General features: G+C 67.7%; 24 protein-coding genes, 1 tRNA gene and 1 other RNA gene. 7 read left to right on the top strand and 19 right to left on the bottom strand.

The features are described from left to right. Positions 1–35: 35 nt before the first annotated feature. A complete protein-coding gene (locus MicroSTF_RS01835; protein ID WP_017830470.1) occupies positions 36–1,223 on the bottom strand; it encodes a RimK family alpha-L-glutamate ligase in 1,188 nt (395 codons plus the stop codon). A 20-nt stretch (positions 1,224–1,243) separates the two neighbouring features. Between MicroSTF_RS01835 and MicroSTF_RS01830 the strand changes: the two genes are divergently transcribed. After that, positions 1,244–1,735 carry an ATP-dependent zinc protease gene (locus MicroSTF_RS01830; protein ID WP_322953190.1) on the top strand — a complete coding sequence of 164 codons (492 nt, stop codon included), beginning with the start codon at positions 1,244–1,246 and terminating at the stop codon, positions 1,733–1,735. A gap of 17 nt (positions 1,736–1,752) precedes the next feature. On the opposite strand, the gene MicroSTF_RS01825 is transcribed toward MicroSTF_RS01830, so the two are convergent. Further along, positions 1,753–2,181: an RDD family protein gene (locus MicroSTF_RS01825; protein ID WP_029260307.1), complete on the bottom strand. Its 429-nt coding sequence runs from the start codon at positions 2,179–2,181 to the stop codon at positions 1,753–1,755. A 147-nt stretch (positions 2,182–2,328) separates the two neighbouring features. Between MicroSTF_RS01825 and glnA (MicroSTF_RS01820) the strand changes: the two genes are divergently transcribed. After that, positions 2,329–3,753, top strand: a complete 1,425-nt coding sequence (glnA, locus tag MicroSTF_RS01820) for a type I glutamate--ammonia ligase (RefSeq protein ID WP_021200702.1) — start codon at positions 2,329–2,331, stop codon at positions 3,751–3,753. 85 nt (positions 3,754–3,838) lie between these two features. Here glnA (MicroSTF_RS01820) and MicroSTF_RS01815 read toward each other — a convergent pair whose 3' ends face one another. After that, positions 3,839–4,780: a DUF1214 domain-containing protein gene (locus tag MicroSTF_RS01815; RefSeq protein WP_322953185.1), complete on the bottom strand. Its 942-nt coding sequence runs from the start codon at positions 4,778–4,780 to the stop codon at positions 3,839–3,841. 205 nt (positions 4,781–4,985) lie between these two features. On the opposite strand from MicroSTF_RS01815, the gene MicroSTF_RS01810 reads away from it, so the two are divergent. Both MicroSTF_RS01810 and MicroSTF_RS01805 read left to right on the top strand, forming a co-directional pair. Further along, on the top strand, positions 4,986–6,461 hold the full coding sequence (locus MicroSTF_RS01810) for a helix-turn-helix transcriptional regulator (RefSeq protein ID WP_021200704.1): 1,476 nt from the start codon (positions 4,986–4,988) through the stop codon (positions 6,459–6,461). A gap of 106 nt (positions 6,462–6,567) precedes the next feature. Continuing rightward, complete coding sequence (locus MicroSTF_RS01805) at positions 6,568–7,701, top strand: AI-2E family transporter (RefSeq protein WP_231479814.1); 1,134 nt, start codon at positions 6,568–6,570, stop codon at positions 7,699–7,701. A 27-nt stretch (positions 7,702–7,728) separates the two neighbouring features. Here the strand turns inward: MicroSTF_RS01805 and MicroSTF_RS01800 are convergent, their stop codons facing one another. The 4 genes from MicroSTF_RS01800 to MicroSTF_RS01785 are packed head-to-tail and all read right to left on the bottom strand — an operon-like array spanning position 7,729 to position 13,249. Continuing rightward, positions 7,729–8,649, bottom strand: a complete 921-nt coding sequence (locus MicroSTF_RS01800) for a diacylglycerol/lipid kinase family protein (protein WP_029260275.1) — start codon at positions 8,647–8,649, stop codon at positions 7,729–7,731. Positions 8,650–8,699: 50 nt separating this feature from the next. Further along, positions 8,700–11,675, bottom strand: a complete 2,976-nt coding sequence (locus MicroSTF_RS01795; protein WP_315073088.1) for a bifunctional [glutamine synthetase] adenylyltransferase/[glutamine synthetase]-adenylyl-L-tyrosine phosphorylase — start codon at positions 11,673–11,675, stop codon at positions 8,700–8,702. Positions 11,676–11,684: 9 nt separating this feature from the next. Next, positions 11,685–13,022 (bottom strand): type I glutamate--ammonia ligase, encoded by a 1,338-nt coding sequence (gene glnA / locus MicroSTF_RS01790; protein ID WP_021200708.1) that lies wholly within the window; start codon positions 13,020–13,022, stop codon positions 11,685–11,687. Positions 13,023–13,024: 2 nt separating this feature from the next. Further along, positions 13,025–13,249: a hypothetical protein gene (locus MicroSTF_RS01785; protein WP_021200709.1), complete on the bottom strand. Its 225-nt coding sequence runs from the start codon at positions 13,247–13,249 to the stop codon at positions 13,025–13,027. Between the two features lie 68 nt (positions 13,250–13,317). Between MicroSTF_RS01785 and ppgK the strand changes: the two genes are divergently transcribed. Continuing rightward, positions 13,318–14,064 (top strand): polyphosphate--glucose phosphotransferase, encoded by a 747-nt coding sequence (gene ppgK / locus MicroSTF_RS01780; RefSeq protein ID WP_021200710.1) that lies wholly within the window; start codon positions 13,318–13,320, stop codon positions 14,062–14,064. A 263-nt stretch (positions 14,065–14,327) separates the two neighbouring features. Here ppgK and MicroSTF_RS01775 read toward each other — a convergent pair whose 3' ends face one another. The 5 genes from MicroSTF_RS01775 to MicroSTF_RS01755 all read right to left on the bottom strand — a co-directional run bounded on the left by MicroSTF_RS01775 (position 14,328) and on the right by MicroSTF_RS01755 (position 18,345). Next, entirely contained in the window at positions 14,328–14,906 is a 579-nt protein-coding gene (locus MicroSTF_RS01775; RefSeq protein ID WP_021200711.1) for a hypothetical protein, read from the bottom strand. 122 nt (positions 14,907–15,028) lie between these two features. Continuing rightward, an RNA gene (rnpB, locus tag MicroSTF_RS01770) (RNase P RNA component class A) lies at positions 15,029–15,385 on the bottom strand. A 43-nt stretch (positions 15,386–15,428) separates the two neighbouring features. Continuing rightward, a complete protein-coding gene (locus MicroSTF_RS01765; RefSeq protein ID WP_315073095.1) occupies positions 15,429–17,129 on the bottom strand; it encodes a bifunctional 3'-5' exonuclease/DNA polymerase in 1,701 nt (566 codons plus the stop codon). Between the two features lie 22 nt (positions 17,130–17,151). Then, complete coding sequence (locus MicroSTF_RS01760) at positions 17,152–17,886, bottom strand: zinc ribbon domain-containing protein (protein WP_029260271.1); 735 nt, start codon at positions 17,884–17,886, stop codon at positions 17,152–17,154. 36 nt (positions 17,887–17,922) lie between these two features. After that, entirely contained in the window at positions 17,923–18,345 is a 423-nt protein-coding gene (locus MicroSTF_RS01755) for a YchJ family protein (RefSeq protein ID WP_315073097.1), read from the bottom strand. Positions 18,346–18,387: 42 nt separating this feature from the next. On the opposite strand from MicroSTF_RS01755, the gene MicroSTF_RS01750 reads away from it, so the two are divergent. Next, positions 18,388–19,236 (top strand): aldo/keto reductase, encoded by an 849-nt coding sequence (locus tag MicroSTF_RS01750; RefSeq protein WP_136024267.1) that lies wholly within the window; start codon positions 18,388–18,390, stop codon positions 19,234–19,236. Between the two features lie 11 nt (positions 19,237–19,247). Here the strand turns inward: MicroSTF_RS01750 and MicroSTF_RS01745 are convergent, their stop codons facing one another. Beyond that, positions 19,248–20,084, bottom strand: a complete 837-nt coding sequence (locus tag MicroSTF_RS01745) for a helix-turn-helix transcriptional regulator (RefSeq protein ID WP_322953172.1) — start codon at positions 20,082–20,084, stop codon at positions 19,248–19,250. Positions 20,085–20,184: 100 nt separating this feature from the next. On the opposite strand from MicroSTF_RS01745, the gene MicroSTF_RS01740 reads away from it, so the two are divergent. Continuing rightward, on the top strand, positions 20,185–20,949 hold the full coding sequence (locus MicroSTF_RS01740; protein ID WP_029260267.1) for an SDR family oxidoreductase: 765 nt from the start codon (positions 20,185–20,187) through the stop codon (positions 20,947–20,949). Between the two features lie 34 nt (positions 20,950–20,983). Here the strand turns inward: MicroSTF_RS01740 and MicroSTF_RS01735 are convergent, their stop codons facing one another. The 6 genes from MicroSTF_RS01735 to MicroSTF_RS01710 all read right to left on the bottom strand — a co-directional run bounded on the left by MicroSTF_RS01735 (position 20,984) and on the right by MicroSTF_RS01710 (position 25,941). Beyond that, positions 20,984–21,937, bottom strand: coding sequence for an L-lactate dehydrogenase (locus tag MicroSTF_RS01735; RefSeq protein WP_322953169.1), 954 nt, complete (start codon positions 21,935–21,937; stop codon positions 20,984–20,986). 74 nt (positions 21,938–22,011) lie between these two features. Continuing rightward, positions 22,012–22,899 (bottom strand): TIGR01777 family oxidoreductase, encoded by an 888-nt coding sequence (locus MicroSTF_RS01730; protein ID WP_322953167.1) that lies wholly within the window; start codon positions 22,897–22,899, stop codon positions 22,012–22,014. Positions 22,900–22,981: 82 nt separating this feature from the next. After that, entirely contained in the window at positions 22,982–23,539 is a 558-nt protein-coding gene (locus MicroSTF_RS01725; protein WP_029265052.1) for a dihydrofolate reductase family protein, read from the bottom strand. A 75-nt stretch (positions 23,540–23,614) separates the two neighbouring features. Continuing rightward, complete coding sequence (locus tag MicroSTF_RS01720; protein WP_322953164.1) at positions 23,615–25,045, bottom strand: PepSY-associated TM helix domain-containing protein; 1,431 nt, start codon at positions 25,043–25,045, stop codon at positions 23,615–23,617. Between the two features lie 166 nt (positions 25,046–25,211). Continuing rightward, positions 25,212–25,817, bottom strand: a complete 606-nt coding sequence (locus MicroSTF_RS01715) for a hypothetical protein (protein WP_051667816.1) — start codon at positions 25,815–25,817, stop codon at positions 25,212–25,214. A gap of 51 nt (positions 25,818–25,868) precedes the next feature. Next, positions 25,869–25,941: transfer RNA gene (locus MicroSTF_RS01710), tRNA-Val, on the bottom strand. Positions 25,942–25,965 lie beyond the last annotated feature (24 nt).

The following is a 25,965-nucleotide window of genomic DNA, read 5'->3' as shown; positions in this document are numbered from 1 at the left end:
CGGCCATCCTCCTGTGAGGGTGGCCGCGCTCTCTTTCACTCGGAGAGAGGCTGTCGCGGCAGCCTGCGGACTTTGGCGCGCCGACGACGACGCTCAGGAACCATGGAGCGCATCTCGTCGAGCTTGCCGAAGCAGAACAGCCGGTCATCGGCTTCCAGGACGACGTGCTTGCGCGGGTTGGGAATGACACTGACTCCTCGGTGCAGCGTGAGGACCGTGATGTCGCGTTCCCAGAGCCCGGCCTCCCCCAGGGTCTTCCCGACGAGGTCGACCGCGCCGTGGACCATCAGCTCGGCGACGCCATAGCCCGTCGAGACGGTGAGACGCTGACGCACGTCGATCTCGGGGAAGGCGACCTGACCGGCGATGTAGTCGATGATGGCGCCGGCGACGTCGAGCTTGGTGGCCGTCTCGATGCCCTGTAGCCCGGGTGAGGAGTTGACCTCCATGACGAGCGGGCCGTCGTCCCCCTCGAGCATGTCGACACCGGCCACACGCAGGCCCATGATCTGGGCCGAGCGCACGGCCGCACGCTCATAGACCGGATCGAGCTCGATGGCCTCGACCGATCCGCCACGGTGCACGTTGGATCGGAACTCGTCACCGGCCGCCGATCGTCGCATCGCCGCGACGACACGGTCACCGACGACCAGCGCCCGGATGTCGCGACCGCGGCTCTCCGAGATGAACTTCTGGATGAGCACGTTCTGCTTGGTGGAGTGCAGGGTCTCGATGATGGCCTCGGCGACCTTCACCTGAGGGGCGAGGATGACCCCGATCCCCTGTGTACCTTCCAGGAGCTTGATCACGACCGGAGCCCCGCCCACGCGCTCGATCGCCGGACGGACGTCGGCGCGGTTGCGCACGAACGCGGTCGGCGGCATCGCGATGTTGTGGCGCGAGAGGATCTGGTTCGCTCGCAGCTTGTCACGTGCGCTCGAGATCCCGTTCGCCGTGTTCGGCGTGTAGACGTCCATCTGCTCGAACTGGCGCACGACGGCCGTGCCGAAGTACGTGATCGAGTTCCCGATGCGCGGGAGGATCGCGTCGTAGTCGCTGAGCTGGCGACCCCGGTAATGCAGGTCCGGTTCCTCGGCGGTGAGATCGATCGCGAAGCGCAGAGTGTTGAGCACCTTGACGTTGTGTCCGCGTTGAAGCGCGGCTGCACGCAGCCGCTGGGTGGAGTACGCCTGCGGCGCGCGGGAGAGCACTGCGATCTTCACGGGGGATTTTTCCTGCCAGGATGTATCAGGTGAGTAGGACTACCCCCCATTCAAACACCCTTACGGGGTGGCGAGAATGGGTGAGCCTGCCCGATCTCGGAGTGGACTGGCTGAAGGCCAAGATCGACACGGGTGCGCGCACGTCGTCTCTGCATGCTTTCGACATCGTGGAGTTCGAACAGGACGAGCAGCCGTGGGTGCGGTTCAAGGTCAAGCCCTGGCAGGACAGCCAGGAGGACGCGGTCGTCGTCGAATGCCCGATCCATGATCGTCGTGCGGTGCGGAGCTCGTCCGGGCACGCCCAGGAACGCCTCGTGGTCGAGCTGCTGATCCGGCTGGTGGACCGCGAGGTGCTGGCGGAGGTCACCCTGAGCAACCGCGACGAGATGGGCTTCCGGATGCTCATCGGCCGGGAGGCGCTGCGCCGCGGCTACGTGGTCGACCCCGCCCGCTCGTTCCTCGGCGGACGAGCCCCGCGCGAAGCACGTCGGCGCAACCGCGGGCGAAACTGACGGCAGCCCGCCGCAGGTCAGGTGCGGATCAGAACCGTGCCGACGGCCTTGTCGTGGAGACCGCGCTGATCGGCATCCCAGATCACCGCAGGCACGACGACCACGAGCAGAAGCGTGCGGACGATCGGACGCCACAGACCGACCCAGCTCCCGTCCATGCGAGCAAGACGCATGCCGAGGATACGGTGTCCCGGGCTGCCGCCGGCGGTCGGGATGAAGACGATCTGCAACACGGCGAACACCAGCATCGGAGCGAACTGGCTCAGGCCGGCTTCCGTCGGCAGTGCGAACTGGTTGAATCCGAGGAATCCGGTCGCGATGATCGTCGCCGCGGTGTAGTCGATCAGGAGCGCTCCGATGCGGCGTCCGGGACGGGCGATGCTCCCGGAGCCGGATTCGGGGAGTCCGAGTCGTTCACCGGGGTACGTGTTCACAGCATCCGTCACTCCCCCAGCCTACCGAGCGCGAAATGCCGCTCTGACGTCTTCGCGCCTGTAACACGCCCGAAACAAAGCGGATACCGTAGAGAAATCCCCCGTCCGTACTCTGCAGAGTGGCCGTGAAGCCATCGATCCGCATTACAGGAGTCGTACATGTTCAAAGATTCGTCCGAGGTACTGAGCTACATCAAGGAGAACGACGTCAAGTTCCTTGACATCCGTTTCACCGATCTCCCGGGTGTTCAGCAGCACTTCAACATTCCTGCATCGACGGTCGACGAGGCTTTCTTCACCGACGGCCAGCTGTTCGACGGCTCGTCGATCCGCGGCTTCGCGAGCATCCACGAGTCCGACATGCAGCTCATCCCCGACGTCACGACGGCGTACGTCGACCCGTTCCGCGAGGCGAGCACGCTCGTCATGCTGTTCGACATCTACAACCCGCGCACCGGCGAGATCTACTCGAAGGACCCGCGTCAGGTCGCCAAGAAGGCCGAGAAGTACCTGACCTCGACCGGCATCGCCGACACCGCCTTCTTCGCCCCCGAGGCCGAGTTCTACATCTTCGACGACGTCCGCTACAACGTCACGTCCAACTCCAGCTTCTACAGCGTCGACTCGGAAGAGGGCGCCTGGAACACCGGTCGCGAGGAAGAGGGCGGAAACCTCGGCAACAAGACCCCGTACAAGGGTGGGTACTTCCCGGTCAGCCCGGTCGACAAGACAGCCGACCTGCGTGATGACATCACCCTCAAGCTGATCGACGCCGGGTTCATCCTCGAGCGCTCGCACCACGAGGTCGGCACCGGCGGCCAGCAGGAGATCAACTACCGCTTCGACACGATGGTGCACGCGGCGGACGACATCCTCAAGTTCAAGTACATCGTCAAGAACACCGCCGAGGAGTGGGGCAAGGTCGCGACCTTCATGCCCAAGCCCCTCTACGGTGACAACGGCTCGGGCATGCACACCCACCAGTCGCTGTGGAGCGACGGCAAGCCGCTGTTCTACGACGAGGCCGGCTACGGTCAGCTCAGCGACATCGCGCGCTGGTACATCGGTGGCATCCTGGCGCACGCGCCGGCCCTGCTCGCCTTCACCAACCCGACCCTGAACAGCTACCACCGCCTGGTCAAGGGCTTCGAAGCTCCGGTGAACCTGGTCTACTCGGCCGGAAACCGCTCCGCCGCGATCCGCATCCCGATCACGGGCTCGAACCCCAAGGCAAAGCGCATCGAGTTCCGTGCCCCCGACGCCTCCGGCAACCCGTACCTCGCCTTCGCCGCGCAGCTGATGGCAGGGCTCGACGGCATCAAGAACCGCATCGAGCCGCACGAGCCGGTCGACAAGGACCTCTACGAGCTTCCGCCCGAGGAGGCCAAGGACATCCCGCAGGTTCCGAACTCCCTGCTCGACTCGCTCGACGCGCTGGCGGCCGACCACCAGTTCCTCCTCGAGGGCGGCGTGTTCACCAAGGAGCTCATCGAGACCTGGATCTCCTACAAGTACGAGAACGAGATCCTGCCGATGGCGCAGCGTCCGCACCCGTTCGAGTACGAGCTGTACTTCGGCGTCTGACGACCGCGGAGCATCACGAAGAGCCCGTCCCCGCTTCTGCGGGGACGGGCTCTTCTGCGGTGGGGGTGGCGGCGCGGGGCCTCACTCAGATCGTTTCGGGCCGGGGCGCGACCCACGTGCCGTCGAGCACGGACAGGCGCGGTCGGTAGAGGCGCAGTGTGTAGTTCCACCCCGGCATGACGACCAGCGCGTTCGTGAGGCCGGCAGGGTGCGCACCGAAGTGGATGGTGATCCCGCCGTCGTCGTCCGCGGTCGCCGTCAGGCTGTTGATACTGTTCACCCCGAGCTCGTTCTCCTCGAAGTAGCCGGCGGCGTTGTAGAGCGAGACGGACCAGAAGGCGTCGACGGGAACGTCCGTCAGGCGCAGACGATAGTCCCCGACCGGCAGGCCCTCGTCAACGCTGATGTAGGTCGCCTCGTACTCGGGCAAGCCGCCCCATCCGCCGGCGACGCCCAGCAGGTGCATGACGGGATCCACTTCCTCCCTCGTGCCGAACGCACGATCGTAGGTCGAGACGCCGCGCCCGAGAGTGAGCAGAGCATCACGGGTCTCCGACTGCGACGGCTCGTCGTACTCAGGGAGCGGGAACTCCCCCGATCCGCCGCCCACGAGACGAAGTGCGTCCTGGAGGCGATTCACCTCGGCGATGTCTTCGGCGTCGTTCGGGTCGACGAGGATGCGGATCAGGACCGCCGCGTAGTCGGTTCCGACGGCTGCGCGTGTGAGCGCATGGTCGCCGGGCTCGCGTAACAGGAACGGCGCGTAGTGATCCTGATTCACGACGAAGGCGGAGACGTAACGACCGCCCGTGTCGGGCAGCGTGAGCGTGACTCCTTCGCGCACATCGATGACGGCACTGCTGTAGAGAGTGTCCCGGTTCTGCCGGATGATGGGCTGATCATCGAGCGATTTCAGCTCTCGCGTGTGATTCCAGGTCCCGAGCGTGCTCCCGGCGGCGAGCCGGGAGAACATCAAGTCGGACTCGGCACGAGCGAAGTTGCGGACGTTCACCTTCGTGGCTGACATGTCGTCGTTCCTTTCTCTCGCGGCGCAGGCTCACCGCGAAGCATGGGTCGGGGTCGGATGGGCCGGCCCTGACACGATCCGGCAGCGCGGGCCCCGTTGCGATTCTGTTCGCCTCGTCGGTCTCCGGACGCACACGTCATCCTCATCGGATGAGATCTGCCGACCCCACCAACATCACGGATTCCCACGCCGATATCGTTGTCCCGTGATCGATGCCGTCCGCGAGGCCCTGTCTCCCAGCGATCCGGCACTCGCCCGCGCGGCGCTGCGCCGGAACTGGCTCCGTCTCATCCTCGAATCCCGCACCCGCGAACTCGAACAGCTCTGCCTCGCCCACCCCGAGCCGCACGACCCGCACGTCCTCCTCATCCGTGCCTGCTGCCGCGACCTCCTCGGCGATTCCCACGGTGCCACGTTCCTTCGCGGCCAAGGAATGCGCATCGCTGACGATGACTTCGTAGTCTGCTTCACCGAGCTCCTCCTCGCTGCCGACACCCTGACGAAGGCCACGGTCGCCGATCGCGCTCGAGAAGCTCTGACCGAGTGCGGGCCCGACGACGACTATCCCTCGGCGCTCTTCCTCCTCGGCTGGACGGAAGTGCGCCTCCGTCGCGACCTCTCCGGTGCCATCGGCCTCCTGCGCTCAGCCTCAGACGAAGCCCGCTTGCGCGGCCGACCGGAGACCTACCGCCTCGCCCAGTCCAATCTCGCCTTCGCCTTGACCCACGCCGGTCTCTTCACCGCTGCCGAGCAGACGCTCGATGCGCTTCCCGTCTCGCGCGAGCCGTCGGACTGGGACATCTTCGAGGGCGGGCTCCCCCAGGCGAACCGCGGCACCATCGCATACTGGCGAGGCGACTACGACGAAGCGATCGCCCACCTCGAACAAGCAGTGGACGACGGCGCTCCCGGCAACAACTTCGAAGCCCTCGCTCGGCTGTACCTGGTCATGAGCATCATCGCGCTCAGGCGCGAAGACCGATACTTCGCCGCGGCCGGCCTGCTCCACGGGGTGAGCAAGGACGATAAGCACGGCATCCCCTGGGACACGCTGCGACGCGTGATCTCCGCACTGCTCGCGCACGCCGAGGGACACGACGACCGCGCTCGAACCATCGCGGCGCCGGCACTCGCCCGCCCCGGTGCCGCCGTCGCCCACGCGGTGCTCGCGGAGCTCTATCGTGTCCTCGAAGAACCCGCGTCGGCTGCGCAGGCGCTGCGGCTGGCGATATCGGGCGCGCTGCCACGCTACGCGCGGGCGAGCACGCTCGTCACTGCAGCGGCCCTGCGCTCCACCGCAGGGCATGGAGCGGACGCGCACGAACAGCTCGACAGAGCCCTCGAATCCGCAGCCCCCGAGCGGATCCTCACTCCATTCCTCTCGGATGATCCGCTCATCGGCGATCTCCTGATCGCCCATGCCCACCGCGGATCCCGCCACGATGAGTTCCTCGGAACGATTCTCGAACGACGGGGAGAGCTGGCCCGACGACGGACGGGCGTCCTCACCCCGCGCGAGAGCGAAGTCCTCGCATACCTGCGCACGACGATGACCGCCGAAGAGATCTCCACGCGTCTGGGGGTCGCCTATCCCACCGTCAAGACCCACATCCGCTCCATCTATCGCAAGCTCGGCGTGACCTCGCGACGGGGGGCCGTCCTCACCGCCGACGCGAGGTGAGGAATCAGACGTCGCCACGCCGCGCCACCGGCTTGACCGCGCGGGATCCAGGGTGATCAACTGGTGAGTCTGACCATCGACCGGGGGAATCATGCGCCGTAGAAGAGTGACCGCGAACACCGAGCTGCGCGCGTCGGCAGAGCCGCGTTCATCGCAGCCGTCGAATGCGGTCGCCGCATACGCCAGGACCAACCCGTTCATGTTCGGCCTGCTGGGCGCCCTCGGAGTCCTCGTGGCGCTGGGGATCGGCAGCATCGTCGGGCAGCTCGCGACCGTGCTCGTCTACATCGGCGTCGCCGTGTTCCTCGCACTCGGGCTCGATCCGATCGTCACCTTCATCGAGAAGAAGCTCCCCCGCCCCGCGGCCGTCACCATCGTGGTCGCCGCGGTCATCCTGGCGTTCGCCGGCGTCATCCTCGCGATCGTCCCGCTGCTCGTCGAGCAGATCAGCAACCTGATCAAAGACGGACCGCAGATGATCAAGGACTTCATGGCCAGCGACTGGTTCAAGGACGTCAGCGGTCAGTTCGGCTCGACGATCGACGACGCCGTGCAGGGCATCCTCGGCTTCGTGCAGGACCCCAACAACTTCCTCGACATCGGGGGTGGTGTGTTCGCCGTGGGCGCGGGTATCGCCGGCGGCTTCACCGGGATCACGATCGTCCTGATCCTGACGCTGTACTTCATGGCGTCCCTGCGCAGCATGAAGCACGTGGCCGCCCGCTTCGTGCCCGCCTACCAGCGCGACACCTTCAGCGGCCTCCTCGAAGACGTCTCCGGCGCCGTGGGCCGCTACGTCATCGGCCAGGTGAGCCTCGCACTCATCAACGGCATCCTGAGCCTCATCTTCCTCAGCATCATCGGCGCCCCGGTTCCGGCCCTGCTCGCCCTGATCGCCTTCATCGGCTCGATGATCCCGCTGGTCGGCACGCTGACCGCGTCGATCATCAACTCGCTGATCTGCCTGTTCGTCTCTCCGCTGACCGCGCTGATCGCGATCATCTACTACCTCATCTACATGCAGATCGAGGCATACGTGCTGTCGCCGCGCATCATGAGCAAGGCCGTCGCCGTGCCGGGTGCGCTCGTCGTGATCGCCGCGGTGGCCGGCGCCGCGCTGGGCGGCATCCTGGGCGCCCTGGTCGCGATCCCCGTGGCCGCGAGCATCATCATCATCATCCAGAAGGTGACGTTCCCCGCGCAGGACCGCAAGATCGTCCCCCCACCCATCACCCGCTGACACGGGGACGGGACGGGGCGTTCGACCTCAGCGGACCAGGAGGGCGCCCGGCTCGACGCGGACGTCGAACGCGGTGACCTCGCCCATCTCCTCGCCGTCGATCTCGAACACGAGGGGCGTCTTCAGCTCGACCGAGATGCTCTCGACCGGAAGGTGGCGGGCGGACTCGGTGCTCACGGCCTCGTCGGTGGCACCGAAGAGACGGCGGATGCCGTTGTCCCAGACGAAGGAACGGAGTGTGTCGAGCCACTGCAGCGCACCGTCCGCGCTGATCATGAGCACGTCGAGCTTGCCGTCGTCGAGCACCGCATCGGGAAGCAGCCGGATGCCGCCCTGCACCATCCCGCAGTTGCCGATGAGCATCGTGTGTCCCCGCACGGCCACGGCCTTCTCCCCGTCGATCGCCAGAGTGATGTCGGTCATCTCGGTGCCGGCGAGTGCGCGGCCCATCGCCTCCACGTAGGCCAGCCAGCCGGCCTTGGACTTGAGGTCGTCGTCGGTCTCCACCAGCATCTGCGCATCGACGCCGAAGCCGACCATCACGGCGAAGGCGTGCTCGGTGCCGTCGTACGAGACCCAGCCGAGGTCGATCCGACGGGGCTCGGCGTCGCGCACGCGCTCCAACGCCGCCTTCACGTTGTTCAGCGGAACGTCGAGGTTACGCGCAAGCAGATTGCCCGTCCCCTGCGGCACGATCCCCAGTGCTGTGTCAGACCCCGCCAGGGACTCCGCGACGGCGCGTACAGTGCCATCGCCGCCGACGGCGATCACGATGTCCCGGCCGTCTTCGCGGGCCTCACGAGCCATGCCCCGGCCCGGGTCCTCCGGAGTCGTCTCCCACCAGCGGATGTCGTACTGAGCGTCGAACACGCCGCTCACGGCGGTCTGCAGGACCTCCTGCTCGACCTTCGAAGGGTTCCAGACGATGCCGATACGTGCGTGGGTCATATCGTCAGCTTGGGACACCTCGCCCGATACCGCAAACTCAGGCTGCGGACTCAGCCGTAGAAGAGCTGCTCGAAGGTCTTCCGCGCGCGTCGGGTGACCCCGAGGTAATCCTCTTCGAGCTCGGTCGCCGATCGATCGGGGTAGCCCAGGAGCCTGCCGATCGCGTCGAGCTGTCGACGATCCGCCGGCAGCACGTCACTCGTCTGCCCCGTGAGCAGGGTGATCGCAGAGCGGAGACGGCTGGACAGGAGCCAGGCTTCACGAAGGCGCAGCGCGTCCTCCTCGGAGACGAGATCAGCGGCGACGGCAGCCTCGAGGGCACCGAGCGTCGACGTCGTGCGCAACCCGGGAACCGCGTGCGCATGCTGCAGCTGCAGCAGTTGCACCAGCCACTCCACGTCGCTGAGCGAGCCGGGACCGAGTTTCAGGTGACGCCGCGGATCGGCGCCCTGCGGCAGCCGCTCCCCCTCGACCCTGGCCTTGATCCGCTTGATCTCACGTGTGCCCTGCAGATCGACGGACTCGGGATAGCGGATCGTGTCGGCCAGGGCGGTGAAACGCGTGATCAGCTTCGCGCTCCCGGCGACGCCGCGGGCGCGGAGCAGGGCCTGCGCCTCCCACGACAGCGACCAGCGTCGGTAGTACTCCGTGTACGCCTCGATGGATCGCACGACCGGCCCGTTGCGTCCCTCCGGCCTCAGATCGGCATCGAGGTCGAGCGGGAGGCGATGATCGGTCAGGTGCTCGCGCAGCCCCGCCACGATCTGCGTCGCCAGCTTCTGGGCGCGCTGCGGATCGACGCCGTTCGCGTCGTACACGTAGAGGATGTCGGCGTCGGACCCGAAGCCGAGCTCGGCGCCACCGAACCGTCCCATCGCGATGACGGCGAAGTCCAACGCCTCGTCTTCGAGCGGGACCACCTCGCGGATCACCGCGCGCAGGGCGGCTTGAATCGTGGCCTCGGTGATCTCGGTGAGTGCGGTGGCCACCTCTTCGATGGTGAGGACGTCGAGGACTGCTCCCATAGCGGTGCGCAGGAGCTCACGCCTGCGCAGCGCCCTGACGGCGCGCAGCGCATCGCCGATGGACTCATGACGCGTCTGTATCGCACGAGCCTCCTCGTCGAGCGCTGCCGCGCCCCGAGGGCGCAGACGCCCCGTGCTGTCCAACCATGCCACGGATTCGGGGATCCACTCCAGGAGCTCCCCGACGTAGCGTGAGGATGACAACAGGCGGGTGAGGCTCTCGGCGGCCCCTGAGGAGTCCCGCAGCATCCGCAGGAACCAGGGAGTGTCCCCGAGACGCTCGCTGATGCGCCGGAATGCGAGGAGCGCATAGTCGGGGTCGCTGCCGTCCGCGAACCACCGCACCATGATGGGCATCAGGTGGCGTTGGATCGTCGCCTTACGGCTCAGTCCGCTCGTGAGGGCGCCGATGTGCCGGAGAGCTCCCGCCGGGTCACGGAACCCGATCGCCGCCAGGCGGTCGTGCGCCTGGGCTGCGGAGAGCGTGCGCTCCTCCTCCGGCAGCCCGGCGACGGCGCTGAGCAGCGGCCGGTAGAACAGGCGGGTGTGGATCTCGCGCACCTCGCGACGCACGCTCTCCCAGCGCGCCCACACGCCCTCGCCGCTCTCGGCCAGTCCGGTGCCTCGCGCCAGGATCCGAAGACCGGCAGGAGTGCGCGGCATCAGATGCGTGCGGCTGAGCTCCCTGAGCTGGAGGCGGTGCTCCATGAGCCGCAGCAGGCGATAGTCGTCGGCGAACGCGGCTGCATCGACGCGTCCGATGTAGCCGCCCTCGACGAGTGCGTCGAGACTCTCCAGGGTTCCACGCGTGCGCAGCGATTCGTCGGTGAGACCGTGGACCAGCTGCAGCAGCTGCACCGTGAACTCGATGTCTCGCAGACCGCCGGCTCCGAGCTTCAGCTGATACGGCGCATCCTCGGGATCGATGTGCTCCATCACGCGCTCCCGCATGCGCTGCACGCTCTCCACGAAGTCCTGTCGCGCCGCGCTCGACCAGATCTTCGGCTGCACCGCGGCGATGTACTCGCCCCCGAGCTCGGCGTCTCCCGCGATCGGACGGGCCTTGAGCAGCGCCTGGAACTCCCAGCTCTTCGCCCAGCGGTCGTAGTACGCGAGGTGCGACGCGAGCGAGCGGACCAGTGCACCCTGCTTGCCTTCGGGGCGGAGAGCGGCGTCCACCTCCCACAGCGGCGGCTCCACCTCGATGGCGTCGAGGTTGCGCATGGTCTCGCGCGCGAGTCGCGTGGCGATATCGATCGCCCGCGCCTCCGAGAGGATCTCCTCGTCGCTACTCCCGCCGACGAAGATCACATCGACGTCGCTGACGTAGTTCAGCTCGCGAGCCCCGGCCTTGCCCATCCCGATGACGGCGAGACGCGTCGCGGCCACTTCCGCACGGCCCATCGATGCCTGCAGTCTGGTCCTGGCGACGGCGAGCGACGCTTCGAGGGCGGCACCCGCGATGTCCGCCAGCGCCGCAGACACCGGTCCGACGATCGACTCCGGGTGCGGATGCGAGAGATCATAGGCGGCGATCGCGGCGAGATGCCGACGATACGCGATTCTGATCGCGACGACCGCATCATCGTCACCCGACTGCGCGAAGCCGTCTTCCGCGCCCACCGCAGCCAGCAGGCGCTCCTGCAGCTCCGCCGACGAGGGCAGCCCGACGATCGGCCCTTCCAGGACCGAGAGCTGATCCGGGTGGCGGAGGAAGAACTCGGCGAACCCTTCCGACGCGCCGAACACCCGCCATACCCGCCGACGGGTCTCCTCGTCGACCAGCAGCCGCCGCAACGGCTCCTCGTCGCGGCGCGCCACCCGCAGGAGTCCGCGCACCGCTGCATCGGGGTCGGCGGCGTCGGCCGCCTCGAGCAGGACCGAGCGCGGCTGATCCAGAATGGCCGCCAGCTCAGCGAGAGAGGCCGCGGCTTCACTCAGCTCGGAGAAACCGAGCCTCGCCAGCGCGGAGAGGGAGACCGAATCGTCAGGACGCGCCATCTGTGCGGATCAGAGCAGTTCGAGATTGCTCTTCAGCTCGAACGGGGTGACCTGACCTCGGTAGGCCTCCCATTCCTTGCGCTTGTTGAGCAGCACGTAGTTGAAGACCTGCTCGCCCAGCGTCTCCGCGACGAGCTCGGATGCCTCCATGTACTCCAGGGCATGGTCGAGACTCGCCGGCAGCGCCTCGTAGCCCAGTGCACGCCGCTCGGCGTCGCTCAGCGACCACACGTTGTTCTCGGCCTCGGGCGGGAGATCGTATCCCTCCTCGATTCCTTTGAGCCCCGCTGCGAGCAGGAGTGCGTACGCGAGATACGGGTTCGACGCCGAATCGATGCCCCGGTACTCCACGCGGGACGACTGGCTCTTGTTGGGCTTGTACATCGGCACGCGGACGAGAGCGGAGCGGTTGGCGTGGCCCCAGGTCACGAAGCTCGGCGCCTCGTCGCCGCCCCACAGGCGCTTGTACGAGTTGACGAACTGGTTGGTGACTGCAGAGATCTCGTTCGCATGACGGAGCAGGCCCGCGATGAAGTGCCGCCCTGTCTTCGACAGCTGGTACTTGGCGCCTTCTTCGTAGAAGGCGTTCTGGTCGCCTTCGAACAGCGACATGTGCGTGTGCATCCCGCTGCCGGGCTGGTCGCTGAGGGGCTTCGGCATGAACGTCGCATAGACGCCCTGCTCGATCGCCACCTCCTTGATCACCGTGCGGAAGGTCATGATGTTGTCGGCTGTCGTGAGTGCGTCCGCGTAACGGAGATCGATCTCGTTCTGCCCGGGGCCGCCTTCATGGTGGCTGAACTCCACGGAGATGCCGAGGTCTTCCAGCATCCGCACCGAGCGGCGGCGGAAGTCGTGTGCCGTGCCACCGGGAACATTGTCGAAGTATCCGGCCGAGTCCACGGGCACGGGGCCGTCGGGACCGAACGAGGAGGACTTCAGCAGATAGAACTCGATCTCCGGATGCGTGTAGAACGTGAATCCGGCGTCCGCGGCTTTCGCGAGCGTGCGCTTGAGCACGTGACGCGGGTCGGCGACGGCCGGCTGCCCGTCGGGCGTCGTCAGGTCGCAGAACATGCGCGCGGTCGGGTCGATCTCCCCGCGCCAGGGCAGCGTCTGGAACGTCGTCGGATCGGGCTGCGCGAGCAGATCGGATTCGTAGGTGCGTGTCAGCCCCTCGATCGCCGAACCGTCGAACCCGATGCCCTCCGCGAAGGCGCCCTCGACCTCGGCCGGCGCGATGGCCACCGACTTGAGTGTGCCGATCACGTCCGTGAACCATAGCCGCACGAACTTGACGCCGCGCTCCTCGATGGTCCGGAGGACGAAGTCCCTCTGCTTGTCCATGGCTACTCTGCGCCCTGGCCCTTTGCGTCGCCCTTGACATCCCAGCCCTGCTCGACGGCCTCTTCCTCGGCCCAGGCGCGCGAACGCTCCTTGACGACCTCGGGCGCACGGCGGGCCTCGGCCTCCGTGTCGAACGGACCGATGCGGTCGATGGAGGGCGAGATCATGCCGAACTCGATCTCGCCGGTCGTGGAGTTGTACCAGTACTTGTGGTCGCCGTCAGACATGTCTGCCCCTTCTTCACGTGATGTCATCGATCCTACTGGCGCGCACCGCGGTCGCTAAGCTATCGCCCATGGCAAAAGCGATCGGCGTCGACATCGGCGGCACGGGTATCAAAGCAGGAATCGTCGACCTCGAGCACGGAATCATGGCATCCGACCGGGTGCGGGTCCCCACTCCCGAGGGCGCATCGCCGCAGGATGTGCTCAACGCCGTGCAGACCGTTCTGAAGACGCTCGACGTCCACGACTCCACCCTTCCGCTCGGTGTCGCCTTCCCGGCGATCGTCAAGCGCGGCAAGACCCTCTCCGCCGCGAACGTCTCGAAGGAGTGGATCGACTTCGACGCGGAGCGGTTCTTCCGGGACGGCCTCGGCCGCAACATCGTCTTCGTCAACGACGCCGATGCCGCCGGCGTCGCGGAGGCCCGCCATGGAGCCGCCAGGGACGTGCGCGGCTTCACCCTTCTGACGACCCTCGGCACCGGTATCGGATCGGCTTTCCTCTACGACGGTGTGCTGCTGCCGAACACCGAGCTCGGGCACCTGAACTTCCGTGAGTACGAGTCGGTCGAGACGTACGCCGCGACCTCGGCGCGCGAGCGCGAGAACCTCACCTGGGCCGAGTGGGCCGAGCGCCTGCAGGCGTTCTACTCGCACATCGAGTTCCTGTTCAGCCCCGACCTGTTCGTGGTCGGCGGCGGCGTGTCGAAGAATGCGGGCGACTTCCTCCCGCTTCTCGATCTCAAGACCCCGATCGTCCCGGCGATCCACCGCAACAACTCCGGCATCATCGGCGCGGCGTCCCTGGCCGGGGACTGATCGCCACGACACCGGACACCCGAAGGCCCCGCTGACTCTGCAGTCATCGGGGCCTTCGTTCGCCTTCGGGGACGATCAGCCGCTGGATGGTGGACCCCCTGGCGGTCTTCGGTGGGCAGATCCACCCCCCGCGAGCCTCGCGGAGGTCACCGAATCCTCGTGCACCCACCGGGGGTGGGTCGACCAAGTCCGGTGAGGTGAATGGCCCGACTCATACGGGCGACGTCCCGCCTCTCGTCCGGGGGCAAAACGCCCGCGGCCGGTCAGCGCTGCGGCGGCAGGACGAACGTGGTCTCGTACGCGTGCACTTCGCCGTTCACATCCCCCACGCTCGTGATCGTGTACGGGCTGAGGTTCAGCGTGTCACCGGCGTAGAGCGGGGTCAGGTACGTCTGGTTCGTGGGGTCGACAGAGTGCAGGCTCCCGCGACGAACCGCGTTCAGGGCTTCGTACGAGTACGGGCCGAGACAAAGCCGTTCGAGGATCGCATCCTTGTAGTCGCCCGACGCGACCAGGTACGACGCGAGCGAGCCGTCATCCGCGGACACGACGGTCCCATTCGCTCCTGCGCGCGATCCCAGGTCGACCATGCCGTCGTACAGACCGACGTCCAGCGGCTCGCCGTTGGAGATCGTCCCATCTCCGCCTGGCCGCCGGCACTGGGGTGTGGCCGCGGGGACCGGGTCGGCGCCCGACGTCGGCTGGATGCTCGGTGCCAGGGTGGGCTGAGCCTCGGCAGGTGACTCGACGGCTCCCGGGGTCGGCGCGCCACAGCCGGTGAGCGCTGCGGTGGACAAGCCGAGGAGAAGCGCCGTGGTCGCGGCGGGCGTGCGGTACGACATGAACGAACGCTACAGGGCAGCCGGCATACGAACCAGCAGCGAACGCCGAGCGTGTCACTGCGAGGTCCCCACGCGCCACCTCGACGTACAGAATCGAAATGAACTTGATCAGATCGTGAATGCGAATGGGCCGACCTGTACGCCGGGTTCTGTTCCGGGGTTCTTCGCCCCTTCGACGGCCATCTCTCTCGGCGACACGTTGCCGTGGCACTCTAGCGGTCTACCCGAGGACTCGGCGAGCCGCGTCAACATCCTCTGTCTGACCTTGCTCCGGACGAGGTTTACCTGGCGGGCCATGTCACCATGGCCCCCGGTGGTCTCTTACACCACCCTTTCACCCTTACCCCTTGCGGGGCGGTCTACTCTCTGTGGCACTTTCTCGCGGATTGCTCCGGGTGGGCGTTACCCACCGTCCTGCCCTGAGGAGCCCGGACGTTCCTCGGTGCGGTCACCCGCAACGCGGCCGTCCAGTCGACCCATTCGCGTCTCCAGTCTACGTTCTCCGGATCCCGCGGCCTGCGACTACTTCTCCGCCGACTCCGCGATGCGCAGGTCGAGGGGCACATCGATCGGGAAAGAGCCGAACAGTCTCGTCGTCGCAGTGGCCGCTGCCTCTCGCACGGCCTCCGCGGCGGCCTCGGCATGTTCGAGCGGAACGTGCAGGATCACCTCGTCGTGCAGGAAGAACGCCAGGTGCGGCGCGCGTGCGAACGGACCGGATGCCGCAGCCTCGGCGAACACCTCGGGGATCTGCTGCAGCCGATGACGGATCTCCGCCAACCAGATCAAGGACCACTCGGCAGCCGTGCCCTGCACCACGAAGTTGCGGGTGAACCGCCCCCAGTCGCGTGCTCTGCGGCGCGCGAGAGCCACGACCGCCGGGTCGGCGTCCGCGTCGGTCGCTTCCGACTGCAGCCGCATCCACTCCACCGATGGCCGCGGGGAGGATCGGCCGAGCCAGGTCGACACGATGCCACCGTCCTCTCCCGTCCGCGCTGCGGCATCGACGAGCGCCATCGCGCGCGGGTACACCTTCCGCAGGCGCGGAACCAGCCGGCCGCTGTCGCCCGTCGTGGCTCCGTACATCGCTCCGAGAACCGCGTACTTCGCCTCCTCTCGGGTCGCCACCGCACCGGAGGCGACGACTCCGGCGTAGAGATCACTCCCCCGGGCGGCCCGCGCCATCGCCTCATCGGCCGCCATCGCGGCGAGCATCCGGGGTTCCAGCTGCGCGACGTCCGCCACGACCAGAGTCCATCCGGGATCCGCCCGCACTGCGGGGCGCAGGCTCCTCGGCAGCTGAAGCGCCCCACCGCCGGCCGAGGCCCAGCGCCCGGTGACGACGCCACCCGGGATGTACACCGGACGGAATCGTCCCTCGTGCACCCACTCCGCAAGCCATGCCCAGCCGTTCGCGCTGAGCAGTCTCGAGAGCTTCTTGTACGCGAGCAGCGGTTCGACCACCGGATGATCGTGCTCGGCGAGCTCCCACCGACTCGTCGACTCCACCTGGATGCCGACGCGATGCAGCGCCCGAAGCAGCTTCTGCTGGCTGTCGAGGTGGAGCGACGAGTCACCGAGGAGCTCACGCACCCGATCGCCGAGCTCGACCATGCGGCTCGGCACTCCCCCGGCGACCGGACGCGTCCCCAGGGCGTCGGTCAGGATCGCTTCGTGCACGCCCGCGTCCCAGGGCAACCCTGCGACCCGCATCTCCTCGGCGATCAGGCCACCCGCCGATTCGGCGGCGCACAGCAGTGTGAGACGTCCGTCCGGTGCCGCAGCGATCACGTCGCGCTGCGCCCGGTACTGATCGAGCGTCACGGCGACCGCATCGTCATCGACGACATCGTCGAACACGTCGAACAGCGATGGGACCGCTGCGGCCGGTTCGCGTCGCTCCCAATCGGGCGATGCCGGGAGCGGGCTCGGAACCGACGAGGTGTCCCGCAGGATGGCGTGGCACAGGACCAGATCATGGCTGCGCGTGATCCGAACTCCGTGGCCCAGGAGAAGCGCGTAGGTTTCCGCGGCGGAGCGCATGATCCATCGCGGAGCATCGGAATCCTCGACCGAACGAACCCACGCGGCGAGATCATCGGCGCGCAGAAACGTGCGGTCCTGTTCTCGGTCGTTCCCGTCGAGTTCGATCGCCGCGTACTCCCGCGGCCCGACGGATATCAGCACGATGCGTCTCTCGACGCGCGACGCCGGTGTCGTCATCGCCGGCGCGCGCAGGCGCCGCTCATGCGAGCCCGGACTCCTCGGTGCGCACGAGGATGCAGCCGCACTCAGGACATGAGACGACGAGGTCGTCGGCCGCGCGACGGATGTCATTCAGGTCGGTGCTGGGGAGCAGGATGCGGCAGCCTTCGCAGGTGCCGCGAGTGAGCAGCGCGGCGCCCGCGCTGTTCGCGGCACGGCGTGCGTACTCGGCCAGCAGCTCCGGCGCCACGCCTTCCGCAACGGCAGCCCGATCGCGGGCGAGTTGTGCACCGAGCTCGGTGGCCGCGGCGACATCCGCCTTCGCCTGCGCCGTCAGCGCGGAGCCCTCCGCCGTCGTGGTGTCGAGAAGTGCCTGCTGCGCGGCGAGGGCGGCTTCTGCTTCCTCGAGCCGTCCCATCACATCGAGTTCGGCGTCCTCGAGGTCGCTCTGCCGGCGGGCGAGGCTCGCCAATTCGTGCTCGAGCGCCTGCGCGTCCTTGGAGTTCGTCGATGCGGCGAGCCGCTCCGCGTCGCGATTCCGTCGTGCCTCGACGACGGCGACATCGGATTCCAGGCGCTTCAGCTCGGTGCGCACATCGTCGCGGGTGCCGGCGAGAGAGGTCAGCTCGCGGAGCTGCTCCTGGCGGATCGCGACGAGCTCGGTGATCCGCCCCGCCTGGCTCGGCTTCGTTCGTGCACGCTCGGTCTGCGCGATGCGCCGATCGAGGTCGGCGATGTCGAGCAGGGTGCGCTGGTTCTCGGGGCTGGCGTTCACGCTCTCAAATCTAGTCGCTGTCACGACATCCGCCCATCAGTCCACGTCGCCGTCGACGTAGTACCAGTGACGGTCCTCCCGCACGAAGCGGCTGCGCTCGTGCAGCGACCCCCTCGCTGCTCCCTGACGCCAGAGCGCCTCGAACTCCACCACGCCGTCGCGGTCGAAGGGGCCTCCGGCCACGCGATCGATGAGGACCAGCCGCCGCCACTCGAGGTCGGGCTCGAAATCGATCGTCTCCGGCCTCGTCGTCGGATGCCAGCTGCGCAGAAGGTGCGCCGCGTCCTGAACGACGAAGGCCGTGTAACGCGAACGCATCAGACGCTCCGCCGTCGGAGCAGCGGCTCCATCGAGAATCGGGCGGCAGCACGCGCCGAACGTGTCCCCGGACGAGCACGGGCAGCGTGACCCGTCGTCGATCACGACGTCATCCGGCGCCATCTCCGCCTCCGTTGTCATCCCCTCAGCGTACGCTCGACGAAAAGGCCAAGAAGGAGCATCGTGACCACTCAGCCCGTCGTCCCCTCGTTCACCGCCCACAACGGGTTCGCCCTCCCGGCCATCGGCCTCGGCACCTACGGACTCCACGGCGATGTCGGGGCGGAGGCCGTCAGCGGCGGCATCGGCGCGGGCTACCGCCTGGTCGACACGGCGTTCAACTATGAGAACGAGGGATCGGTCGGGCGCGGGGTCGCCGCCTCGGAGGTCGATCGCTCCGAGATCATCGTGACCACCAAGCTCCCCGGCCGCCACCATCCCTCGGCGAAGGCGCGCACGAGCATTGAGGAGAGTCGTTCCCGCCTCGGTCTCGATGTGACGGACCTGCACCTCATCCATTGGCCGAACCCCCTCCAGGACGAGTACGTCCAGGCCTGGGTCGCGCTCGTCGATGCCCAGGCTCGGGGTGTCGTCCGGCAGATCGGCGTGTCGAACTTCCTCCCGGAGCACCTGGAGCGCATCGAGCAGGAGACCGGGGTGCGGCCCGTCGTCAACCAGATCGAGGTGCATCCGTACTTCCCGCAGGAAGAGCAGCTCGCCTACCACCGAGAGCACGGCATCCTCACCGAGGCATGGAGTCCGCTGGGTCGTGCGAAGGAGCTCTTCGACGAACAGGTGATCCACGACATCGCCGCGGCCCGTGGCATCACGAACGCGCAGACAGTCCTCGCGTGGCACGTCGCCCGCGGCACGGTGTCGATCCCGAAGGCGTCGTCGCTCGAACATCAGGTGGCGAACCTCGCAGCCGCCGAGATCGTTCTCGACGATGCCGAGGTCGCGGCGATCACTGCGCTGGGACGCGCGGACGGACGCCTCTTCGACGCCGACCCGCGGACGCACGAGGAGTCCTGACGCCGATCGCGTCAGACGTTCTGCGTACCCAGTACCCGCAGGAACTCGAGCTTGCTCGCCGATTCGCTTCCGGGTGCGGCGGTGAGAACGATCAACGCGTGCGATTCATCCTCGGTGAAGAGCGCCTGACAGTCCACCTCGATCTCGCCCAGTTCCGGATGCACCATCACCTTGTGCTGCTCGAACCGACGGCTCACCACGTGGGCGTCCCACAGCTCGACGAACTCCGGGCTCCGGGCGGTCAGCTCCGCGACGATCTCCCCGGCGCGGGATCGGGCGCCCATCACGCCGTGCGCCGCACGCAGCGACCCGACCAGGGCGCGGGCCTGTCGCGGGTGATCGGCCTCGCGATACCGACGTCGTTCGACGTCGGGATACGCGAACCAGCGGTAGATGCCGCTGCGGTCGAGCCCGGTGAGCGCGCTCGCATCGCCCACGAGCGCGCGGGACGCATCGTTCTGCACCAACACTTCTTCGAGGACGGAGACGACGAAGGCCGGGGTGTCATGTAGTCGGTCGAGCACGCGGAGGATGCCGGGGCGTACGTACTCCGTGATGTGTGCACGATCGGGGGCACTGTGGCCGCAGAGCCGGAAGAGGTAGTCGCGCTCGTCCTCGGTCAGGCGCAGAGCCCGGGCCAGCGCGGCGAGGATCTGCACGCTCGGCTGCGGACCACGCCGCTGCTCCAGACGGGCGTAATAATCCGTCGACATGGTCGCCAACTGCGCCACCTCCTCCCTGCGCAGTCCCGCGGTGCGTCGTCGCGGCCCCGCCGGGAGCCCGACGTCGACGGGCCTCAGCGCCTCCCGCCGACGGAGGAGGAATTCGGCCAGTGCATCACGATCCACCCCTGAAGTATCCCCCGCTGTCGACCCCGGTTCCAGGGATCCCCGATCCCTGGATGTCCGCTCTCTGGATGGACGGTGCCAGGAGGCCGAGGCTGGTCGCATGAACACCAGCGGAAACACCATCTTCATCCCGGGAGCGACGAGCGGTATCGGCCTCGCCCTCGCGCTGCGCCTGCACGATCGGGGCAACACCGTGATCGTGGGCGGACGCCGCGAGGACCGCCTCGCGGCCATCGCGACCGCGCACCCCGGCATCCACACGATCCGCATCGACACTGCCGACGCGCGCAGCATCGAGGCCGCTGCCCGTACTGTGCTCGCCGAGCACCCTGATCTCAATGTGCTCATCACCATGGCCGGCGTCATGCGGGCAGAGGACTGGACGACCCCGTCGGGCTTCCTCGCCACCGCCGAGGAGACGGTGACCACGAACGTCCTCGGGCCCATCCGGCTCATCGCCGCTTTCATCGATCACCTGCGCGCGCAGCCGGATGCGACGATCATGACGGTCTCCTCCGGGCTCGCGTTCGCCCCGCTCCGGGTGACCCCGACCTACAACGCCAGCAAGGCCGCCATCCACATGCTCAGCGAGTCTCTGCGCCTGCAGCTCGAGGGGAGCAGCGTGTCGGTGCTCGAACTGGAGCCGCCGGCCGTGCGCACGCCACTCATGCCCGGGCACGAGGAAAACGAGTCGGCGATGCCGCTCGACGAGTTCATCGATGAGGTCATGATGCTGATCGAGTCGCAGCCGGACGCCACCGAGATCCAGGTCGAGCGGGTCAAGTTCCTCCGCTACGGCGAAGCCCGCGGCGACTACGACCAGGTCGTCGCGACGCTGAATCGCACCGACCCTCACGGTCGCTGAGAACTGAGGGCGTGGGCCTCCGAGCCCGGCGCCCTCAGGGACGCAGGGTGGCAGCCGCGGCGGTGAGGGCGTCGGCGGACTGACGCAGCAACGCCAGCTCACCGTCGGAGAACGACGTGTTCCGGATCGGCACGGCACCCGCCGCGCTCACGATCGACGGCACCGAGAGGGCGACACCGTCGAGCCCGTGGAAGTCGCGCAGCACCGTGCTCACCGGCATCACCGCATGCTCGTCGCTCAGGATCGCCTCGACGATGCGCGCGCTCGACAGGCCGATCGCATAGTTCGTGGCTCCCTTGCCCTGGATGACCTTGTACGCGGCGTCACGCACGTCGACCGCGATCTCCTGCAGCTCGTCGAGCGTGAAGCGCGGGTACCCCGGCGTCTCCCACTCCAGGATCGGCACGGTGCCGATCGTCGCGCGGGACCAGAGCGGGAATTCGGTGTCGCCGTGCTCGCCGATGATGTGGGCGTGCACGCTGGCGGTCGACACTCCGGCGCGCTCACCGAGCTTCCACCGCAGCCTCGACGTGTCGAGCACGGTTCCCGAGGCGAAGATCCGCTCCGGCGGAAGCCCCGTCTCCTCCTGTGCGATCACCGTCAGCACGTCGCAGGGATTCGTGACGATCACGTAGATGGCGTTCGGTGCGACTTCGAGCAGATCGGGCATCATGCGGCGGATGATGCCCGCGTTGACCTCGGCGAGCTCGATGCGGGTCTGGCCGGGCTTCTGCTTGGCCCCGGCCGTGATCACCACGACGTGCGAACCGGCCGCGACGGAGATGTCGCTGCCGCCGATGATGTCGCTGGAGCCCGTGAACTGCGTGCCGTGGGCGAGGTCGAGCACCTCGGCCTCGACCTTTTCGGTCGCGATGTCATACAGCGCGACGTGCCGGGCAGAGCCACGGATCAGTGCCGCATAGGCGACACTCGATCCCACGCTTCCCGCACCGACAACCGTGAGCTTCGAGTTCTCGATGATCTCCATGCGCACAGTCTTGCAGTGCGGCACCCCGATCCGGGAGGGGTCTCACCGGAAGAATGCCGTCCCGCTCGACGACGTCACAGCGTGGCGGCGACAGCCTCCGCCGCAGTCGCGTGTGTGAACCGGAATCCGGATCGCTCCAGTACCTGCGGCCGGACATCGGCGTCGGGGAGCAACAGCGATTCCGCAGCGTCCCCGAGAGCCCAGCGCAGCGCCCAGGCCGGCGCGGGCAGCCAGAACGGCCGATGCATCCGCGCGGCGAGCGCACGACCGATGTCGTTCGCGGAGGCCGGAGTGGGTCCGGTGAGGTTGACCGGCCCCACGATCTTGGCGTCCAGGATGTGGCGGATCGCCCGCACCTCGTCATCGAGCGAGATCCACGGCCAGATCTGCGTGCCGCGGCCCAACGGCCCGGAGACGCCGAATCGGGTCAGCTGGATGAGGGGCTTGAGGACTCCGCGTCTGTGCACCACCGGCGCGGTACGGAGCAGGGTGACCCGGGTGTGGTCTTCCGCACGTCGCGCTTCGGCTTCCCACCGCACGGTCAGATCGGCCAGGAAGGTCTGCCCTGCGGCCGAGTCCTCGGTGAGGATCTCACCGGGGGCGGAGCCGTAGTACCCGACGGCGGATGCCGAGACGAGCGCCGGGGCGTCGGAGCGCAGTGCCCGAAGCGCGGTGGTCAGGGTACGCGTCGCCTGGAGCCGCGAGTCGACGAGCTCCCGACGATAGCCGCGTGTCCAGGGCAGCCGTCCCACGCTGGCTCCGCCGAGGGCGACGACCGCGTCTGCGCCCGTCAGAACCTCGGGGTCGAGTGCGCTCTCCCCCGGCGCCCATTGCGCCTCGTCCTCCGATCGCGGGATCCGACGGACCAGAGCGGTGACTTCGATCCCATCCGCGCGGAGCGATGCGGCGAGTGCGGTGCCGATGAGGCCCGATGCCCCGCTGATGACGATACGTCCCGCCATGTGTGAAAACTCCCCTGTCCGATCGCCGAATCGTGTCGTGCGGTCCAGCGTACGCGCCGCCTCGCTCCCCGGAGGTCAGGTCTCAGCGGGCCCGCCGATAGTGCGTCGCTATGACCCCGCTGCGAAGCGGTGTGGCGGAGATCAGCTCGAGACGGCGTGTTCCTGGCAGTCCGTCCTGATAGAGGGTCGGGCCGTGACCCACGATCCGGGGGTGCACGAGGAACCGGTACTCGTCGATCAGGTCCAGGCGATCGAGTTCGCTCGCCAGCATCCCGCTGCCGAGCAGGACACCATCGGGGGTGTCGTCCTTGAGTCTCTGCACGCTCGTGCGCAGGTCTCCGACGAGGCGATGGCTGTTGACCCAGGGGAAGTCGTCTCGCGTGGACGAGACCACATACTTCGGCTTCGCGTCCAGCGCGACCGCCCAGTCGTACAGCGCGCGTGGAGCGTCCACCTCACCGCGGGCGACCGCCGGCCAGGCGTCCTCCATCATCTCGTAGGTGGTCCGGCCCCAGAGCATCGCACCGGATTCCTGCAGCAGTCGCGTGAAGTGGGCGTGGGTCTCGTCGTCGGCGATCCCCTCACGATGATCGACGCAGCCGTCGAGGGTGACGTTGATGCTGAAGGTCAGAAGTCCCATGCGGGGAGCATAGGTCTGCGGCGAGGCGACCGCCAGGGGTTCTCGGGCGGTCGCCTCGCCGCTCATCGGCTGCCTTCACCCGCCCTTGGTGCCTCGCGAACGCGTGACGCCGATGACCGTGTCGAGGATCACGAAGCCGAGGAGTGTCCATCCGACGAGCGGAAGCCAGAAGCCGATGAGAACGGCGGCGACTCCCACCGCTCCGATCCCCCACCACGGTGCCGTCGGCAGCACGCGGCGGGGTGGGGCCCCGACGACGGGGCCCGTGACACGCGGCGTCCTCCGTTTCCACCACAGGAGATAACCGAGCACGACCATCGCGGCGAGTCCGACCGCGACGACGAACAGCACGACCTGGTTGACGAGTCCGAACATCACCCCCATGTGCACATTGATGCCCCAGCTGGCGAGCTTTGCCGCGAGCGGGAGGTCCGCGAAGTCGATCCGGTCGACGACCTGCATGGTGATCCCGTTGATCGCGAGGGAGTCGCCTTCCGTGGGGAAGCTGCTCTTGATCTCGCGGATCGTCCATGCCGTGCCGGGTTCTGCCGGTGGTTTGATCTCGACCTGCCCCGTGTTGACGTTCTCTTCTTGCGCGATCGCGAGGATCGCGTCGAAGGTAGCAGGATTGGCGGCGCCGGTCGGTGCGGTCATCGCGCCGTTGTGGCCGGCGTGCTCATCCGCTGACGCGGTTCCGCCGTCGAGGCTGGTCTCGATCGAGGGCGTGCCCCAGTCGAGTGCGGCGCGAAGACTGCTGACGTTGTTCCCGGCATACTGCGACCAGGTGATTCCGGTGGCGGAGAGGAAGAGCGCACCGAGGATGACCCAGATCCCGATGCTCGTGTGCCAGCCCAGCATCCCGCGGTAGCCCTTGTGGGCGAGGTTCGGGCGAAGGAGGTCCTTCTTCGCACGGGACTTCCGGATGCGGACGATCCGCAGCGCCAGACCCGCCACGACCACGATCCCGAGCCAGGAGGCGGCGAGTTCGCTGTAGAGACGTCCGGCGTCTCCCAGGTGGAGGTTGCGGTGGAGATTGCTGATCCAGGTGCGGAGCGGCGTCGCGCCGCTGGTGCCGTAGACGACCAGATCGCCGCGGATCTCTCCGGTTCCGGGATCGACGAACACGGCCCTGGATTCGCTCGGTCCCAGCCCGTCCTCGGCGTACATGATCCGTGTGGTGTCGCCGGGTTCGGGTGCGGGCCGCACAGCGAGGAGTCCGGAGGGGTCGCCACGGTACTCGGCGGCGGCCTCGATCTGCTCCGCGAGGGTGAGTGATGTCTGCGTGTCGGGTGCACGCAACTGTTCCGCGTAGACGGCCTGTTCCAGCTGCGGGGTCAGCGCGTACAGGGCGCCGCTGACGGCGGCGATGAGGATGAACGGCCCGACGAGGATGCCCGCGTAGAAGTGCAGACGGAGCAGCAGAGGGACGAACCATCCGCGTCGACGGGACCTGGCGGGCGGGGAGGGTGGGGAGTGTGGGGCGGATTCGGACGATGTGAGGGTCATGGTGATGCTTTCCGGATGTGAGGGGTCGCCGATGGATCGTCGTGCACACCCGGAAGAAGGGAATGCCCCGGGCGCAGACGGACGGCACCGACGGTCGTTCAGGAGGCTCTGGGCGCGCGTGGCGACCAGAGCGGGAACACACCGGCCGCAGACGAGCCGGTGCGGATCAGATCACGCCGTGCGCCGGCGGAGCCCGCCCCCGGAGACTCGCCAGTGTCGACGACTCACGCAGACGACGACCATGCGGCGAGACGCCGGGTTCGCGCAGATCGAGCATCGCGGGCGCGCCCAACGCCGCTGCCACCCGACGACGCACCCAGAGGACCACCCGAATCGCGAGGTCTCGCAGCGCGAGCAGCATCCGCTCACCGCGATGCGCGGCGGCGACCGTCACGATCGCCGCCGACAGGTGTCCGATCCACATGGTCCCGTCGGCGACGACCAACTCCGTCGTGCCGGAAGCACCGGGCAGAACCATGGCAGTGCCGTGCACGTGACCGAGGGACCGCCCCGAGGGCTCGATCGTCCCCAGGACGAACAGGAGGTGGAACAGGAGTTGGCTGATAGCGATGGAGATGCTCGATCGGATCACCGAGAGCTTCCGGCCCGCGAGGAGCACGCAGACCATGAGGGAGAAGATCCAGGGCACCAGGATGCCCAACGGGCCCGGCATCTGTCCGCCGCCGGTCACGTGGCCGGCCAGCGCCGCGAACGTCGCGAGCGACGCCGAGGAGAAACCACGCACGAGTGCGCTCTTCCTCGACGGGATCATGTTCCCATCCTGTCATCGCCCCGGCGACAGGATGGAGCTCGCGATCTGGGGTGGGCCCTGCCGGGATCGAACCGACGACATCCACGGTGTAAACGTGACGCTCTACCAGCTGAGCTAAAGGCCCTGGTGTCGTCAGTCTATCGGGAGC

The sequence above is a fragment of the Microbacterium sp. STF-2 genome (assembly GCF_034650155.1).
In the GTDB taxonomy this organism is placed as follows: domain Bacteria; phylum Actinomycetota; class Actinomycetes; order Actinomycetales; family Microbacteriaceae; genus Microbacterium; species Microbacterium maritypicum_A.
Note: the sequence above shows the minus strand (reverse complement) of the source record. Positions and strands in the feature narration are given on the sequence as shown.

Coding starts and splice junctions, on each gene's coding strand:
- MicroSTF_RS01830 (WP_322953190.1), top strand. CDS start 1,244: ATGTATCAGGTGAGTAGGACTACCCCCCATTCAAACACCCTTACGGGG.
- glnA (WP_021200702.1), top strand. CDS start 2,329: ATGTTCAAAGATTCGTCCGAGGTACTGAGCTACATCAAGGAGAACGAC.
- MicroSTF_RS01815 (WP_322953185.1), bottom strand. CDS start 4,780: ATGTCAGCCACGAAGGTGAACGTCCGCAACTTCGCTCGTGCCGAGTCC.
- MicroSTF_RS01800 (WP_029260275.1), bottom strand. CDS start 8,649: ATGACCCACGCACGTATCGGCATCGTCTGGAACCCTTCGAAGGTCGAG.
- MicroSTF_RS01795 (WP_315073088.1), bottom strand. CDS start 11,675: ATGGCGCGTCCTGACGATTCGGTCTCCCTCTCCGCGCTGGCGAGGCTC.
- glnA (WP_021200708.1), bottom strand. CDS start 13,022: ATGGACAAGCAGAGGGACTTCGTCCTCCGGACCATCGAGGAGCGCGGC.
- MicroSTF_RS01785 (WP_021200709.1), bottom strand. CDS start 13,249: ATGTCTGACGGCGACCACAAGTACTGGTACAACTCCACGACCGGCGAG.
- ppgK (WP_021200710.1), top strand. CDS start 13,318: ATGGCAAAAGCGATCGGCGTCGACATCGGCGGCACGGGTATCAAAGCA.
- MicroSTF_RS01775 (WP_021200711.1), bottom strand. CDS start 14,906: ATGTCGTACCGCACGCCCGCCGCGACCACGGCGCTTCTCCTCGGCTTG.
- MicroSTF_RS01765 (WP_315073095.1), bottom strand. CDS start 17,129: ATGACGACACCGGCGTCGCGCGTCGAGAGACGCATCGTGCTGATATCC.
- MicroSTF_RS01755 (WP_315073097.1), bottom strand. CDS start 18,345: ATGACAACGGAGGCGGAGATGGCGCCGGATGACGTCGTGATCGACGAC.
- MicroSTF_RS01740 (WP_029260267.1), top strand. CDS start 20,185: ATGAACACCAGCGGAAACACCATCTTCATCCCGGGAGCGACGAGCGGT.
- MicroSTF_RS01735 (WP_322953169.1), bottom strand. CDS start 21,937: ATGGAGATCATCGAGAACTCGAAGCTCACGGTTGTCGGTGCGGGAAGC.
- MicroSTF_RS01730 (WP_322953167.1), bottom strand. CDS start 22,899: ATGGCGGGACGTATCGTCATCAGCGGGGCATCGGGCCTCATCGGCACC.
- MicroSTF_RS01725 (WP_029265052.1), bottom strand. CDS start 23,539: ATGGGACTTCTGACCTTCAGCATCAACGTCACCCTCGACGGCTGCGTC.
- MicroSTF_RS01720 (WP_322953164.1), bottom strand. CDS start 25,045: ATGACCCTCACATCGTCCGAATCCGCCCCACACTCCCCACCCTCCCCG.
- MicroSTF_RS01715 (WP_051667816.1), bottom strand. CDS start 25,817: ATGATCCCGTCGAGGAAGAGCGCACTCGTGCGTGGTTTCTCCTCGGCG.